This is a genomic window from Planctomycetaceae bacterium, assembly GCA_041398785.1.
Taxonomy (GTDB): Bacteria; Planctomycetota; Planctomycetia; order Planctomycetales; family Planctomycetaceae; genus JAWKUA01.
In genome coordinates this window covers 125,954-141,216 of record JAWKUA010000011.1, presented here as the reverse complement: position 1 = coordinate 141,216, position 15,263 = coordinate 125,954, and the positions used below count along the sequence as shown (strand labels likewise).

Genomic DNA, 15,263 nt, shown 5'->3' with positions numbered 1-15,263 from the left:
CGCAGTTCGCTGACATTCAAAAAGCTGCATTCCCCAACAGCGGTTTGAAGAATGATTTACTGGATTGCCGCAACGATTCTGACGCTGGTCAATGCCGTCGGCGTATCGATTAACCTGCTGATGCTGCCCGGCAACTGGCTGATGGTTCTGTCGCTGTGCGTGTTCCTGCTGGTGGCCGGCCAGCCTGACGGCGGCCCCGACTGGAGCACACTGCTGGTCGTCATCTTGATGGCGAGTGTCGGTGAAGTTCTGGAAGCGTTTACCGGTTCCGTTAAAGCCGCAAGGCTCGGAGCAAGCCGGCGAGCCATGCTGCTGTCGTTCATTCTGTCGATCGGCGGCAGCGTGGCGGGAACGTTTCTGATTCCGATTCCGGTGATCGGCACGGCTCTGGGAGCAGTGCTGGGAGCCGCAGTCGATGCGTTTCGGGAGCGTGGCTGGGAGAAGCCTGGAAGGCACCGCCATCGAACAGCGTTCCCAGATCGGCCGCCCGATGACCGGTCGCATGATCGGACTGTTCGCCAAGCTGGCAGTCGGTGTTGCAATCTTCACCTTTCAGCTCATCAGTCTCTGGCTGTAAGCACCGCTCGGCCCTCTCCCGAGCATCGCTTCGCGTGCTCGACCTCTCCCGGACGGCTTCGCCTGGGAGAGGTGGACGCGCCGCACGCGCAGTTTCCTATGCACCCTCCCGGCCGAAGGCCATCAGGAGGGGTCGAACAGCGAAGCAAGTTCGGGGAGGGCACGACGCGTTGATCGTGCTGTATTGTCACCGCGTCGATTGCACTCGGTCCTCTCCCGAGCATCCTTCGCGTGCTCGACCCTCCCGGTCGGGCTTCGCCTGGGAGAGGTGGAATGCAGATGCTGTGGAGGGAGAGCGCGGGCCGCCCGAGGTAGCCAGCTGCGGCGTGGTGTCACCGCGATGTCAGTTTTTCGAAATCTTCGTGCCATTACGCAGCTGTTCGTAACTTGCCGGACCGCGATGAATCACCAGGCGATAACGCAGAGTCGGCGGGTGGTCCTTCGACAGCCGCACGGGTTCGCGACCGGGCCACGCTGCGTTCTGCATGCTTGACTCGCGACGAAGAATCCACGGTTCCGGAAATCCCGGATTGCCGGAATGTGAGACCATCGTGACACCTCCCTGGTCGCTGGCGATGTCCATCCACGGGCCGGCTTCAATCGACGTGATTTGCGGTTCGACTTCGCCGGCGGGGCCGACAAACGTTGTACGGTCCGACAACCGGATGCGGGGCGAAAAGCCGCCGTAGCCCTTTTCGTCCGGCGACCCGCCGATCTGCACGTCGTCGAACAGCGGCTGCAGGGTAATGCGGAAGTCGACAAATCGCCGTTCGTCCTTCTGAGCATGGACAGTGATCGTGGTCGCTTCACGCACGAAGGGAACCTGCCGGCCGTCGTCGTCAACCAGCGCCGGTGACTTCCACAGAACGGCGGCTGACAGCGTGACCTTGTCGTGATCGAGCTTCGCGGCGCGCGATTCCAGATCCCACTCGAAGTCTTCGCAAACCCACGAATCTCCCATCGGTTTGCCGTCGACCAGCACCTGGTGCCAGGCCCAGAAAATGCCGCGATGGTGACCGTGGTCTACCGGGAAATCTTCGGTAATGACGTTGCCGTCAAGATCGTACACGGGATGCACATAGTTATTGCGCGGCCACCGACCGTCCTTCGATTGGACGGCTGTCTGATAGCGCAGGACGGGTCGGTCGTTTTCCTGAACCAGAATGCCGTCCGAATCCATCGTGACGGAAAACCGTGGTTCCACCGCTTCGTTACAGTCCGCCGGAGTCGCTCCCGCGATGGCTGATAACAGGCTGAAAAATACGGCAACGACAGCGGGCTGATGCCGGCGCGAGGAATCCGCTGATCCGCGTCGTGAGCCGAACGGAATCGGCGGTCGAAAAGTGCCGGACGCCGTTTTCACCGGGGTGTCGGTTCGCATGTCAGTGCTCCGAAGGATTTTACACAGTCGGCGGTCTGTTCTGGTGTGCGCTGTCCGCGTCGGCGCTGGATTGGTCGCCGAACACGCTGTGGTCGTCGGGGGTTACGAACGCAGCAATCCCCAGTACGATCGCGACGGCGGCGTACACCGTCACAATGCGGGACACGGGAACCTGCGCATCTCCGGGGCTCCATTCCTGAATATTGATCAAAAGAAAGCAGAAAAGGGTAATCGCCGGCCCGCTGAGCCCGAACATGACGCCGGTCCAGCGCCGCACCCGCATGGCCAGCACCGCAATCGAAATCCCCAGCAGGGAGACAATCGCGCCGCTGACGATGATGCTTTCGATATCAATGTGGGCGGCAATGGTTCCGCCGACAATCGTCAGCAGCATCACGCCGACAAGAATCAGGAAAACCTTTCGAGCGTAGAACTGTTTCGGCAGCGGGGCCGGTTCATGCAGCCGTTCCGGTGCCAGATACGGATTGTGTTCCCGTTCCAGCAATGTGTCCGGGTTGTCGGTTGATGACGAAATCATGACGGCTTTGACTATGACAGCGGGATTGCGCGTTTCATGAGTGTCGCCGGAACCACCAGGAACACGACCAGCGACGCCAGCGACGCATCGCCCGTGACACAGAATACCATCGCCGCGTCCAGAAAGATGATCGAAAGCAGCAGCAGCCCGACCGTTTTCTGCACCAGCTTCGGCCGAAGACTGCGAATCGCGCGACTGCAGCGAATCACCACGTTGGCGGCGACCAAACCCAGAGCGATCAGTGTTCCGGTGACGACAGACTCCGGGAAGTCGCCGGTCCGGACAAGCCGAACGTCAACGGCAATTCCCGCCAGCATCAGCCCCATGGCAAGGCTCATCGAAACGCGCGACGCGCCACCGGCTTCGTTCCGCGCGAAAAATGTGACTCCCGTGATGTAGACGCCCAGCGCCAGAGCGACATCGAACTGTGGTCCCTTCAGATGATCGGGCCAGACGCCGCTTGCGGAGGCTCCCAGCAGGACATTCAGAAATCGGCACGTGCCCATCCCGAGCGGTCCCAGCACCGTCGGTTTCAGCAGTCCGTCGTACGCGACGACCGCGATGGCCAGCAACACGGCAACATTCAGACCGCCTGTTCCCGTTTCGGCCAGATGACCGGACAGCCATGCGAACACAACACCGGTGACCAGCAGCGAGGCTCCAAACACGGCGGCGGTCCTGACGGAAATGCGTCCGGAAGGAATGGGGCGTTCGGGCCGTTCGACGGCATCAAGCCGGGCGTCGAACACGTCGTTCAGCACCATGCCGCCCAGATACAAACCGGCGCTGGCTGCCAGCAGGCACCAGAGTTCCGGCTTTGCAAGTACTTCACCGACGCTCATGCCGCCACCGACGGCGCTGCTGACAAGGAAGCCGCACAGGATGTCGGCCAGCGCCGTGAACACGGTCGGCAGACGCATCAGCCGCAGCCAGGTCATCAGCGATGTGGAAGACGACGATGAAGTGTCAGAGCTTGTCATACGTCAGGCACCGACGCGTTTTGACGCGGACCGCCCGCCAATCCGGCGCCGGACCGCAGAACAATCCGCGACGCTGATTTCCCGGAACGCTGCCAACCGACCTGCGCCGGGTTGGTAATCTCTCAAAAATACTAAACCAGCAGGTGCGCCAGCGCATCTTCGGCGGCCATTGCGTAGCTGAGGTAGAACGAACCGAATTCCGCGTACTTCGCTGACGCTTTGTCGAACCTCATGCTGTACACGATTTCCTTGATGTGCTCCGGCGATCGGCTCCACAGAGTCACGCCCCATTCCCAGTCGTCGAATCCGGTGGACGCCGTGATGAGCTGCGACACGCGGCCGGCGAATCGGATGCCGGATGTGGCGTGTTCCGCCATCATATTGCTGCGTTCGCTGAAGGGAGCCATGTACCAGTTGGCCAGCGGATGCCGTGCCTTGTTCATCGGATAGAAGGTGATCACGGGAAACGGCGGAATTTCCGGATACAACCGCTGGCGATTCATCATCGGCAGTCGCTGTTCGTAGGCGCTGACTTTCGCCTGAAACGCGGGATCGTCCGGTCCCGTGCCTTCCCGCTGCAGACGTTCCGCGTATTGTTCGACGGACGGCACGTATTCGGAAATCTCGGTGATTGAAACGAACGAGTACACGGGCTTCAGGGCTGCTCCGAGTGCCGTGGATCGAAGCCTCTGCCGCACCGAATCGATCTTCAGCGGATCCGGGTCCATCATCATGATTCCCAGATCGGCGCGATGACCGGACACGACGGAGACCTGCAGCCGCTCGGGTGCATGTTCGCCCGACGGGTCCAGAATTCGGATCACGTCGGCTCGCCCGTGAGCACGATCGGCCGGTTCAACTCGCTGCAGCGCCGCCTGATCGATCGCGTAGTAAATGTGCAGGCAATGCCAGCCTTCGGCCATTCGGACTGTCGGTTCGGGAAGACTGCTGTTTCCGTGAGGTCGATTCACGTTTCGTCCCTTGTTGCGATAACAATGAAAACTGCGATGCCGGTTCGGGCGTCCGGCGAGTCGGTTCCCGCCAGCGGCCGTCGTGGACGAGACCGCGTGTCCCGGTATGAGATCGCGAGTCCCGAAACGGTGCGCCAACTCAGACTCGTGACATCGTCCGCGACGGAAAATCTGATTCATACTGGCCGCGGCGGACGCCGATACTTTTCGCTCTACTTGCTCCCGCGAGCCCGAATGTCTCATTCTGCCCCGCTCGCGGTATAGCGGACGTCCGCCCCGATGCAACCTGCACCGGGGCGGTCACTATAGAGTGCCCGGTCGCCATTTCCACCGTTCGCGCAGCCAGCGCCGCGCCGAGAGTGGTTTTCCGAGCGACCGGCAACAACCGCGGCACCATTCGTGAAAGCGATGTCTCACAATTGCGAATTATTGCCGCGTCCCCAGGTGGCGGATAAAATGCTTCCTGCGGCGAGTCATTCGTCGTTCCCGCCTGGCACTCCTCACTGCCACAAACTGTCGCTGCGAGAAGAATTGACTTCGCGGCAAACGGCATTGAATTCCCATCACCTTCATCTCACGACTGTACTGATGCCACTGCGCCTGATTCTCATTCTGGTTGCCGCCGGGTGTACTCGGTTGTCGGCGGACGAACCGGCTGCCGCGGATAACGACCTGCAGCGAGGCGCGGAGATCTTTGCGGAGCGGTGCGTATCCTGTCATGGCGAACGCGGTGAGGGTGTCGTCGATCTTTGCCCAAAACCAATCTTTGGCGACAAGTCGAATTTCGAACTGGCGCAGGTCATTTCCGAAACCATGCCCGAAGGCGAACCGGAAATGTGTACCGGTGAAGATGCCGAAGTCGTCGCCAGGTGGATGCAGCAGGCGTTCTATTCGCCCGAAGCCCAGGCTCGCATCCATCCTCCGCAGATTGCTCTCAGCCGGCTGACGGTCTCGCAGTATCGCAACACGGTCGCTGATGTCGCGGCCAGCTTTTCGTGGACCGCCCAGCCCGGCGACAAACACGGGCTGGCTGCGCAGTACTACAAGTCGCGTCACTTCAGGAACGACGAACAGGCGTTCGACCGAATTGATCCGGTCGTGGATTTCAACTTCGGCGAAGGAACTCCCGATGCCGAACAGATTCCCGGCAACGAAGAGTTTTCAGTTCGATGGCAGGGTTCGCTGATCGTTGATGAAACCGGCTGGTACGACTTCGTTCTGAAAACGGAAAACGGCGGCCGGCTGTTCGTCAACGACACCGATACGCCGCTGATTGACGCCTGGGTGAAATCGGGTGACATCCGTGAATATCGCGAACGTCTGTTTTTGCTGTCCGGTCGTTTGTATCCCATCCGGCTGCACTGGTTCACATTCAAGGAGCCGACTGCTTCGGTTGGACTCTGGTGGCGTCCGCCCGGCGGAGTCGATCAGCCGATTCCCGAACGCTGCCTGACGCCCGAAGGCAGCCCGACAATTCTGGTCATCGACACACCGTTCCCTCCCGATGATCGCAGCAGCGGCTACGAACGCGGCACCTACGTGTCCAGGGAATGGGATGAAGCCGTCACCTACGCGGCGATTGAGGCGGCGGAAGACGTGCAGCGGATGCTGGGACTGCTCGTCAACACAAAGGAGGACGAAGGACGGCCGGAACGCCTGCGTCAGTTTGCCGAAACGTTTGTCACGCGAGCCTTCCGGCGACCGCTGACCGACGAACTGCGGCAGTCTTACGTGACGGCTCAGTTTGAAAAAAGCGAAACGCCGGACGAAGCCGTTCGCCGCGTTGTGCTGCTGGCGCTGAAGTCGCCCCGCTTTCTGTATCGTGAAGTCACTGGCGCCGACGATCAGTTTGCCAGAGCATCGCGTTTGTCGTTCGCCCTGATGAATTCTGTTCCCGACGCTCAGTTGCTGCAGGCCGCGGAAAACGGCGAACTGTCAGACGAACAGGCCGTTCGCAACCAGGCATGGCGGCTGGTCAGCAGCTACCGCAGCCGAACTCGGCTGCAGGAATTCCTGCGCTCGTGGATGAATCTGGAACGTCTGAGCGACGTCAGCAAGGACACAGAAGCGTATCCGGATTTCACCGCCGACGTTGCCTTTGATCTGCGAACATCGCTGGAACTGCTGTTGCGGGAAGCCGTCGAATCGGACTCCGACGGATTTCGAAAACTGCTGACAACGGAAAACGTCTGGCTGAATCACCGGTTGGCGGAGTTCTACGGCGTGGAATTGCCAGGTGACTCCGACTTTCATTCCGTGCCGTTCGAACCGGAGTACCGATCCGGTGTCATTTCGCATCCGTTCATCCTGAGCGGCTTTGCATATCACTCAACCAGTTCACCCATCCATCGGGGCGTTTTCGTTTCGCGGGGCATTCTTGGTCGAGCCCTCAAGGCGCCGCCGGTCGCCGTGGCTCCGCTGCCTCCGGAACTGAATCCCGAACTGACAACTCGCGAACGAGTCACTCTGCAAACCAGCCCGGCGGCGTGTGCCAACTGCCACGACATGATCAATCCGCTGGGTTACGCTCTGGAAGAATTTGACGCCGTCGGCCGTTTTCGAACGACCGAAAAAGATCGGCCCATCGACGATTCCGGACACTACCGCGATCGAACGGGAGAAGACCAGCAATTCCACGGAGCGAAGGAACTGGCCGCCTTCCTGGTCGACAGCCCGGAAACTCATCGGTCCTTTGTTCGACAGCTCTTCCATCACATGGTTCAGCAGCCGATACTGGCCTTTGGACCGGACACAGTTCAGGAATTGGCCGACTTCTTTAAGAGCACGGATTTTAATATGAAGCAGATCATGGTGGAGATCGCGGTACGGTCCGCGATGCATCAGAATTCTGCCGATGTGGCTTCCGGCAACCAGGAAACGCCGACCGCCGGGACGCACTAAGCGCATCGGCCAGGCGACGTCTGAACTATCATGACTCACGAAGGTTCATGAATGGCCGCGAGTCGACTGACGAAACGCCGGCTGCGACACGCGTGAAGTTTCGAAGACCCAAATCCAGCAAAGACTTCCCATGACAACTCGCCGACAATTCCTGCGACAGCTCGGACTGGCCTCCGCCGTTCTGCCGTTCATCAGCAATCTCAGCAGCTTTGCGTCGCCGGCCGCAGGCGCCGTTCGCAAGCAGCGGCTGGTGGTGATGTTCAGCCCGAATGGGACCGTGCCGTGGGATTTCTGGCCGGACGAAGAAGGCGAATCGTTTACTCTGAAACGAATTCTGGAACCGCTGGCGGCGCACCGGGATCGCATGCTGGTGCTGCACGGCCTGTGCGACAAGGTCCGTGGCGACGGCGACAACCACATGCGCGGCATGGGGTGCCTGCTGACGGGAACGGAACTGTTTCCCGGCAACATTCAGGGCGGTTCCGATACTCCTGCCGGCTGGGCCAGCGGAATTTCCATCGACCAGGAAATCAGAAACTTCCTGCAGTCCAGGGACGAAACTCGCACGCGCTTCGGATCGCTGGAATTCGGCGTGATGGTTCCCGATCGCGCCGACACGTGGACTCGCATGAGCTACGCGGGAGCCAACAAACCGCTGGCACCGATCGATGATCCCTATCAGATGTTCAAGAAAATGTACGGGCAGGTGAAAGACCGGGAGCAACTGACCAGCGTGCTGGACGATGTGCAGGACGACCTGCGTAAACTAAGTGCCATCGTCAGCCAGGATGACCGCCGTCTGCTGGAAGAACACGCTTCGTTTGTGCGAGCGATGGAGAAACAGCTTCAGCAGGACCAACAAAACGACGCCGGCCACGCGGTTCCGGAACTGGAACAGGGCGTGCGGGAAGAAAACGACAACATTCCGAAGATCACGCGAATGCAGATGGATCTGCTTGTCAACAGCTTCGTCAACGACTTCTCACGAGTCGCCACGTTTCAGATCACGAATTCTGTCGGTCAGCCGAAGATGACGTGGCTGGGAATTGAAGAGGGTCATCATGAGCTGTCTCACGAGCCGGACGAGAACAAGGAGGCTCACGAAAAGCTGACGAAGATCAACACGTGGTACGCCGAGCAACTGGCTTATCTGGTGCAGCGGCTGGCGGAGACTCCGGAACCCGGCGGTTCCGGTTCCCTGCTGGACAACACGCTGGTGCTGTGGGGCAATGAACTGGGACAGGGCAACAGCCACACACTGAACAACATTCCGTTTGTGATGGTGGGCAACGGTCTGGACTTCAAAATGGGCCGGTCGCTGAAGTATCCGGCGGTGCCGCACAACCGAATGCTGATGGCTCTGGCCCACGGCTTTGGCCACCACATCGAAACGTTCGGCAGCCCAAACTTCTGCAACGACGGCGTGCTGACGGGACTGGCCTAACCCGATCGATTCAATCGAAATCAGCCGGCCGAACGCTCGATCCACCGCCATTTCGCGCGAGAAACACAACGGTGCTTCATTGTTCCGCAGCTCTGTGGTCGTCGGTTCGGTCCTTGGAATCCGCGATGTCCGCCAACAGCGTGCTGATTTGAACTGATTCACCGGACGGCATTCAGATGACGCTATTTTCATTGGGCGGGCGTTGACAGAGCTTTGTTGTCACGTCCGTGATCAGTCTCTCGAAGACGCTCAGGATCGAAAGCAGAGTCTTCCTGATTGAAATCGTCGAATGGGAGGACGAAGGCCGCATCGATGGCCGGGTACTGCAGAAAGGTCAGCGATACTTTCCGGTCGATGAGGAAATGTTCAACTGATTTTGGATCGTGTGAACAAACACTGGCCGGTGGATAATGGATTCTGTCATGGGTCGCAACTCACGTTGGCTGCCGTACTTCGTCGACCGAAACTGCCGATCCGAATCGCAAAGTTGTTCACGGGGAATCTTGCACATTCACATCTTCACTATTGGACTGATCGATGCTGCGACTTACCTCGTTTCGTCGACCGCACTGTCGGAGACAACACACTTACGCCGGTCGCCGTCGCGACAGTTTCCGGCTGAGTTGAACTGATTCACCAGACGGCACTTCCACATAGCAAGCCGTGCGTCATCGTCCGTCGGATCCGGCAGTTCTTCCGGGAATTCTGGTGCCGCAGGAAGAACGCGGAATGTTCGCCGATGATTTCCGCCGTGCGATTCACCACCAGAGCCGTGCCTTCGTCGATTCCAATGCCCAGAAGCTGACGATGCCTGGCGATTACCGGCAGCAGATCAGGTCGGCGTCCTCGCTGGGAAAAGTGCTGATCGATGGCGACTCCCGGAAGGAATCCGAAACCTCGCTCATAGCCTTCGGCCATCATCACTGTGTTGCCCAGCGGGTGGCCGCGGACCAGGTATTCGCCCTGAATCGTGGCTCCGGCGGAACTGCCGCCGATCACGCCTCCGCGGCGCAGCACGTCGCGAAACAGTTCGACGGCGACCGTGCCTTCGTAGGCATCCACGAACCGCCACTGACGACCGCCGTCAAACCAGATTCCCGTCGCCTGCTGCAGCACCGTCTGAAACTCTTCCGACGCCACTTCATCCGGACGGCTGTGCGGCAGCACGGTCACGTCGGCGACACCAGCGCTCGTCAGAAATTCGGGAGCCGTCGTGCGCAGGGCCTGCCGGCGAGGCACGCGGTGGGCAGCACCGCGATCCGAGCTTCCGTGCCGCCAGCCAGCTCAATGAACCTGTCGACGACCGACGCCGGAAGCGGTCCGCCTCCGACGATCACCAGTGAACCGTGCGGAACTGACGGCGGCCCGAATTGCGGAATTCCGGGGTCTTGTCCGGCCGCCCGGTCCCGAGCAGCTCGACGAAGCTGCGTGATGTCAGCGATGCTGCCGGCTTTCAATTCCACCTCGTCAGCGTCACGGTAATTCGTCTCGGCGAGCATCACCGTGGCTGTACCGCTGCCAACAACCTGCAGGTGTCGTCCCTGAATCAGCACGGCCGTATCTTCGTCAATGCCCAGTCCAAAGTGAATCGGATTTGTCGCCACGGCGGTCCGCGAGCGACCTTGCCGGTTTCGCTGGCGGAAGTGCTGGTCGATAATGATTCCCGGCAGCAGGTTCAGTCCGCGGGAAATCTCCGGCTGGGTCTCACCGCCGGCAATCATCACACCGGACATGATGGCCGCACCGGCGGACGTTCCTCCGATCACGCCATTTCGCTGAAGCAGTTGATGCAGCGATTCTTCAACGGCAGTCCCCGCGTATGCCTCCGCGAGTCTTCGCTGCTGGCCGCCATCGATCCACACCGCGACCGCAGCATCGATTTGTTCGGCGAGATCGCGGATGTCCGTCTGAGCCGTTTGAATGCGTTCCACCGCGATGCCGGCTTCGGCCCACATCGTCGCTGACTTTTCAGCGGCAGCGCCGGGATCATCCGATGCGGTGCCGACGATAACGACCGTTCCCGCCGGCTTGTTCGCGTCCTGTTCGAGCAGCTCGCTGATCGCAGTCACGAACGCCTCACGCGCGGAATCCGGAATCGAGCCGCCGCCGCAAATCAACAGCCTGCCGACGACACCATCCGGATTGATCCGCTGATTGTCGTCGCCGAACGCAGCCATCGTCGACACCAGCACGGCCAGTAACACGAAACATCCGGCGCGGCAGAGGCGACTCATCATTCGTAACGCTTCCTGAATTCCGTTTACGAGAGGTCGGTCAAGTGTGACTACTTGGAAGATGAAATACCCGGGACAAGCGCATTTCCGGGAGGGCGAGGCTCCTGCCGAGCCGCGTGTGCCAGATGACGTCCGTTGCGGCAGCGGCTCGGCAGGAGCCTCGCCCTCCAATTGGTACCATCTGTGTGAATCTGTGAAATCAGTGGACGCCAATTCGGACCGCAACGCTGGATCGAGCAATCACGTCTCATCACGGTTTCCGACGGCTGCGCCGCACAACTTCTTCGAAGATGTGGTACCCCGGATGATCGACGGCAGCGGCGGTGGGGACATCAGCTCACGTTTCGTGTTGTCCATTCGCCGTCGATGCATCTCCAAACGTCGCCGGGGTTCCTGTCTTTCAGAACTTCCGGAAGTCGATCGGGCCGCACGTTGTCATAGCAATACAGCGCGGAGAAGCGGGCGATCGATGCCGGAATGCCCACGGCCGTAAAGTTGGGATGCGCCGTCGCAGGGAACGGACCTCCGTGATTCATCGCGGGCGACACGGCAACTCCGGTCGGCATCTTGTCGTTCAGAATACGACCAACTTTTGTCCGCAGGGCCGGTTCGATCAGACTGTAGATTTCGTCGTCGCTTCCGTCGTTGGACGTGTACAGACAGCCCGTCAGATTGCCTTCCAGAGATTCCGCGATCGCCAGCATTTGTTGAGGGTTGTCGGCCAGCACAAACAGCGATCCGTTGCCGAAGGCTTCCGTCTGGAACGCGGCCGGATGTTCCAGAAACTGCGATCCGCGAACCGTCAGCAGTGTATTCCGGAAACTGACGCCGGTTCCGCCGCCGGGTTGTCCGCCGGTGACCAGTCGGGCTCCCGCGTCCTGCAATGCTTTGATGCCGGCCGCGAAGCTTTGTCGAACACCTTCGTTCAGCATGGTTCCCGGCGCGGCGGATTCGAAGCGTGCGGCGATCAGTCCGACAAACGCGTCGCCGGCGCTTCCCGCAGGAAGGATGACCAGGCCGGGATTTGTGCAGAACTGCCCGGCACCCATCAGGCAGCTTCCGCTGAAATCGTCGGCGATCGCATCAGCTCGTTCATTAAGTGCTCCGGCCAGGATGAAGACCGGATTGATGCTGGAAAGTTCCGCGTAGAACGGCTTGCCCGCCTGATCTGCGGCGGCCTTCAGTTTGAGTCCTGTGTGGCGGGCTCCCGTATAGCCGCTCGCCGCGATTCGAGGATCGCTGACCAGCTTGTAACCGTCTTCGTGACCGGTTCGATAGATGAGCTGCACCAGACCCGGCGGCATATTGTGCTTCTGACTCGCCGCCAGCGCCGCTTCCGCAAAGATGCGAGTTGTTTCGGGGTGCGACGAATGTCCCTTGGCAATCACCGGATTTCCCGCGGCAATCGCGGCGGCAAAGTCACCGCCGCTGATGCCGTTGAAGGCAAACGGAAAATTGTTGGGCCCGAATACCACCACCGGTCCGATGGGTCCCAGCATGGAACGAATGCCGGCGGCGGTATCAATTGTCGGCACGCGCCAGGAATTCGATCGCGCGGCTTCAGCCGCCTGGCGAAGCTGATTTGTTGTGCGGGGAAGTTCGCCGTTTTGCAGTCGAGGCGACTTCGGCAGCCCGGTTTCTTCATGAGCGGCCTCCACCAGCGCCGAGGTTCTCGTTTCAATCTCGGATGCGTACTCATCCAGAAACTTGGCGACGCGGTATCCCGGCCAGCCTCGCATCTGTTTGGCCGCTTCCACCGCCGCGGCAATTGCCTTGTCGAGATCGGACCACGGGCTGACAGGAAATTTTCCCGGCAATGTCTGTTCTGTGGCCGGATTGACCGCCTGAAATGTCTGAGTCCCCGCGGACGCAACCCATTCGCCGTTGATCAGTACAGGATGTGGCATAGATCAGAAGCTTCTGCTGAGGCCGTTGGAAGGTGTTTGCCGGAGCGTACCGGGTCGCTCCGGCAAATCAACCTACGCAGGCTGAACCGCGCGGCAGCGCGCCACGGGCCGCTGAAGTCAGCCGCGCAGGTGACGCACGGATACGGCGCCCGACGCTGCCGGCTCAGATCAAGACACGATCGCCAGGTTCGTCGACCGGCTAAATCGCTCGCGCTTGCCGGACGATTTCGCAACCGTCATGCTGCACGACCGAGTCGCCCCGGCGCACTCCATTGGTCGGGCACACGGCTGCTGCCGGAAACCAGCGGCCGGAAAGCTGCTGGCGGAAAATCGAGAACACGTTCTTCACCTCCATCCAGGCTTCGCCTCTATTCAGGACGGGCTGATGACAAACTCCACTCACTGGCTGCCGGACGGTTATTCCTCGGTCACCTGCTATCTCATCATCCGCGGCGCCGACCGGGCGATTGACTTCTACCGGAAGGCATTCGGCGCGCACGAACTGTTCCGGCTGACCGGCGACGACGGACGCATCGGACACGCGGAACTGCAGATCGGAAACGCTCGCGTGATGCTGGCCGACGAGTTTCCGGAAATGGACATCAGAGGCCCCGAATCGCTGCAGGGTTCCGCCGTCGGACTGATGCTGTATGTCGAAGACGTCGACGCCGTGTTTAACGCCGCCATCAGCGCCGGGGCCTCGGAATTCAAACCGCTGTGCGATCAGTTTTACGGCGATCGCGCGGGGACGATTCAGGATCCGTTCGGCCACCGCTGGACGATCGCGACTCACATCGAAGACGTTTCGAACGAAGAAGTGCAAAGGCGCTTTCAGGACATGATGTCTGGCGAAGCTGCCGATATCGTGATCGAGACCGACTGAATATTCGCCGCCGCGCTGTCAGGGCCCTCCGCCGCGAAAACCGGACCGCCACGGATTTCGGCTTTCCTTCACTCGCGAACTGAGTTCCCGTCGTTCACTCGGTCCAGGGCTGGAGTCCGTGGAACGAGACCGTTGTTGTGAAGGACAGACGGTACAGAGCTTACGTGTTCCAGGGTGGAACGGTCGCCGAAATTCGGACAGCGGTCCTGGGAGAGACTGCCGGGAACGAATCAGACATCAGCGTCCGGCGCAGCGGTCCTGGCGTGCAGGTGGTCACGGAATCCGGCGAACAGAATGGCGGCGACCATGTCAGCCGTTGTCCCGGGGTTGCGTCGATGACCGTCGGCTCGCAGGAAGGCATCGAATTCGCGGTACCGCGTGATTCCTCGTTCGGTGACCGGCCAGCCCGACTGCAGAATGTCGGCGGCCATCCGCTGAACGGTTGCTGATAGTTCGACACCACATTTTCTGGCGATGAGTGAGTCACCGAATTCGGACATCAGCGTCAGCGCCAGTCCGCAGACTCGCTGAGAAATACCAGGATCGGCTTCATCCGGAAGGTGGTTCCAGTCGCGGGAAAACCTCAGCACTTCCGCGAACCCGTTGCTGTACTGCCGAGCGATGAAGTCTCGATCGGCGGCAAGGTTCATGCAGCTGCGCAGGTCTTCGTCCGGTTCGCTGCGAACGTCCTGCTGGTCAGCGCTGCCCAGGCCTCCGGGGTTCGCCAGCGCGATTGCGCGGTAAGTCCATCGAGCGTCGGCCACGGTCAGTTTGTTCAGCACATCCGGCAGCCCGTCCGCGAGGCAGACCTGCATCGGCACGCGACACAGCGGCGCCAGCAGCAGAATGATGCCAAGGTTGGTGTTGTGACCCACAACCTCACGAGTCTGCCGCACGGATTCGTAGATGGCGCGCCCTGGCGAATCAATCTCCTGTGAAGAAAGAATCGGCGCGATGATGTCAGCGGACGTCAGGAAGTCGGCAACGCTGGCACCGTCGAATTCCGAACCCGGACAGACATTGCCGGGCTTGGGCGAAAGGACTTCCAACCGGCAGGCAGATTTCACGAGTTCACACAGCATAGTTTTCATCTTTCTCGGCAGCGCACGTATTGTCAATCTTCGCGCGCCGGAAGGTGAATTCGAGGCGCCGGCAGACGGGAGAAACCGCGCGGCGGTGACTGGTCGGAGTCACCGTGATTCGGGAATTTTTGGACTTTTTTCTAGGGCGAAACGACTTGTGTTCCGATTCTGTAAACACACAACATTTAGTGTTGACAGACTTAATAAACCCTTTATATTGCGTGTGGAAGTCGATGGCTGTCGATTTCACAGAGCGCGGAATGGCGCCCGTTGGGGCGTCTTAACGTGTTCGCTGACGGGAACTTGAGTACGGCTCAGGGACTCGTTTGACACGGTCGCAGACGTTCTTAATCTGCGGCCCCGCAA

At 60.2% G+C, this 15,263-nt stretch carries 13 protein-coding genes; 5 read left to right on the top strand and 8 right to left on the bottom strand.

Going from position 1 to position 15,263, the window contains the following annotated elements; genetic code table 11:
* The first annotated feature begins 51 nt into the window (after window positions 1-51).
* Complete coding sequence (locus R3C19_14535) at window positions 52-750, top strand: DUF456 domain-containing protein (protein MEZ6061560.1); 699 nt, start codon at window positions 52-54, stop codon at window positions 748-750.
* A gap of 169 nt (window positions 751-919) precedes the next feature.
* Here R3C19_14535 and R3C19_14530 read toward each other — a convergent pair whose 3' ends face one another.
* The 4 genes from R3C19_14530 to hemQ all read right to left on the bottom strand — a co-directional run bounded on the left by R3C19_14530 (window position 920) and on the right by hemQ (window position 4,446).
* Window positions 920-1,957: a DUF6807 family protein gene (locus R3C19_14530; GenBank protein MEZ6061559.1), complete on the bottom strand. Its 1,038-nt coding sequence runs from the start codon at window positions 1,955-1,957 to the stop codon at window positions 920-922.
* Between the two features lie 19 nt (window positions 1,958-1,976).
* Window positions 1,977-2,495 carry a hypothetical protein gene (locus R3C19_14525; protein ID MEZ6061558.1) on the bottom strand — a complete coding sequence of 173 codons (519 nt, stop codon included), beginning with the start codon at window positions 2,493-2,495 and terminating at the stop codon, window positions 1,977-1,979.
* 11 nt (window positions 2,496-2,506) lie between these two features.
* Entirely contained in the window at window positions 2,507-3,475 is a 969-nt protein-coding gene (locus R3C19_14520; GenBank protein ID MEZ6061557.1) for a UbiA family prenyltransferase, read from the bottom strand.
* Between the two features lie 131 nt (window positions 3,476-3,606).
* Entirely contained in the window at window positions 3,607-4,446 is an 840-nt protein-coding gene (gene hemQ / locus R3C19_14515; protein ID MEZ6061556.1) for a hydrogen peroxide-dependent heme synthase, read from the bottom strand.
* A 588-nt stretch (window positions 4,447-5,034) separates the two neighbouring features.
* On the opposite strand from hemQ, the gene R3C19_14510 reads away from it, so the two are divergent.
* The 3 genes from R3C19_14510 (at window position 5,035) to R3C19_14500 (ending at window position 9,165) form a co-directional block, all read left to right on the top strand.
* Window positions 5,035-7,347 (top strand): DUF1592 domain-containing protein, encoded by a 2,313-nt coding sequence (locus tag R3C19_14510; protein MEZ6061555.1) that lies wholly within the window; start codon window positions 5,035-5,037, stop codon window positions 7,345-7,347.
* Between the two features lie 130 nt (window positions 7,348-7,477).
* A complete protein-coding gene (locus tag R3C19_14505) occupies window positions 7,478-8,791 on the top strand; it encodes a DUF1552 domain-containing protein (protein MEZ6061554.1) in 1,314 nt (437 codons plus the stop codon).
* Between the two features lie 227 nt (window positions 8,792-9,018).
* The gene (locus R3C19_14500; protein MEZ6061553.1) at window positions 9,019-9,165 is read left to right on the top strand and encodes a hypothetical protein; all 147 of its coding nucleotides are present in this window, start codon (window positions 9,019-9,021) and stop codon (window positions 9,163-9,165) included.
* 259 nt (window positions 9,166-9,424) lie between these two features.
* On the opposite strand, the gene R3C19_14495 is transcribed toward R3C19_14500, so the two are convergent.
* From R3C19_14495 to R3C19_14485, 3 genes are all read right to left on the bottom strand, one after another.
* The gene (locus R3C19_14495; protein MEZ6061552.1) at window positions 9,425-9,964 is read right to left on the bottom strand and encodes a cyanophycinase; all 540 of its coding nucleotides are present in this window, start codon (window positions 9,962-9,964) and stop codon (window positions 9,425-9,427) included.
* Between the two features lie 20 nt (window positions 9,965-9,984).
* On the bottom strand, window positions 9,985-11,028 hold the full coding sequence (locus R3C19_14490) for a cyanophycinase (protein MEZ6061551.1): 1,044 nt from the start codon (window positions 11,026-11,028) through the stop codon (window positions 9,985-9,987).
* A gap of 329 nt (window positions 11,029-11,357) precedes the next feature.
* Complete coding sequence (locus tag R3C19_14485) at window positions 11,358-12,932, bottom strand: aldehyde dehydrogenase (NADP(+)) (protein MEZ6061550.1); 1,575 nt, start codon at window positions 12,930-12,932, stop codon at window positions 11,358-11,360.
* Window positions 12,933-13,317: 385 nt separating this feature from the next.
* On the opposite strand from R3C19_14485, the gene R3C19_14480 reads away from it, so the two are divergent.
* Window positions 13,318-13,815 carry a VOC family protein gene (locus R3C19_14480; GenBank protein ID MEZ6061549.1) on the top strand — a complete coding sequence of 166 codons (498 nt, stop codon included), beginning with the start codon at window positions 13,318-13,320 and terminating at the stop codon, window positions 13,813-13,815.
* Window positions 13,816-14,045: 230 nt separating this feature from the next.
* Here R3C19_14480 and R3C19_14475 read toward each other — a convergent pair whose 3' ends face one another.
* On the bottom strand, window positions 14,046-14,897 hold the full coding sequence (locus R3C19_14475; protein ID MEZ6061548.1) for a triphosphoribosyl-dephospho-CoA synthase: 852 nt from the start codon (window positions 14,895-14,897) through the stop codon (window positions 14,046-14,048).
* Between the last annotated feature and the right edge of the window lie 366 nt (window positions 14,898-15,263).

Excerpts from the sequence above, each read along its gene's own strand:
- R3C19_14535 (MEZ6061560.1), top strand. The coding sequence starts at position 52 with ATGATTTACTGGATTGCCGCAACGATTCTGACGCTGGTCAATGCCGTC.
- R3C19_14530 (MEZ6061559.1), bottom strand. The coding sequence starts at position 1,957 with ATGCGAACCGACACCCCGGTGAAAACGGCGTCCGGCACTTTTCGACCG.
- R3C19_14525 (MEZ6061558.1), bottom strand. The coding sequence starts at position 2,495 with ATGATTTCGTCATCAACCGACAACCCGGACACATTGCTGGAACGGGAA.
- R3C19_14520 (MEZ6061557.1), bottom strand. The coding sequence starts at position 3,475 with ATGACAAGCTCTGACACTTCATCGTCGTCTTCCACATCGCTGATGACC.
- R3C19_14510 (MEZ6061555.1), top strand. The coding sequence starts at position 5,035 with ATGCCACTGCGCCTGATTCTCATTCTGGTTGCCGCCGGGTGTACTCGG.
- R3C19_14505 (MEZ6061554.1), top strand. The coding sequence starts at position 7,478 with ATGACAACTCGCCGACAATTCCTGCGACAGCTCGGACTGGCCTCCGCC.
- R3C19_14490 (MEZ6061551.1), bottom strand. The coding sequence starts at position 11,028 with ATGATGAGTCGCCTCTGCCGCGCCGGATGTTTCGTGTTACTGGCCGTG.
- R3C19_14485 (MEZ6061550.1), bottom strand. The coding sequence starts at position 12,932 with ATGCCACATCCTGTACTGATCAACGGCGAATGGGTTGCGTCCGCGGGG.
- R3C19_14480 (MEZ6061549.1), top strand. The coding sequence starts at position 13,318 with ATGACAAACTCCACTCACTGGCTGCCGGACGGTTATTCCTCGGTCACC.
- R3C19_14475 (MEZ6061548.1), bottom strand. The coding sequence starts at position 14,897 with ATGCTGTGTGAACTCGTGAAATCTGCCTGCCGGTTGGAAGTCCTTTCG.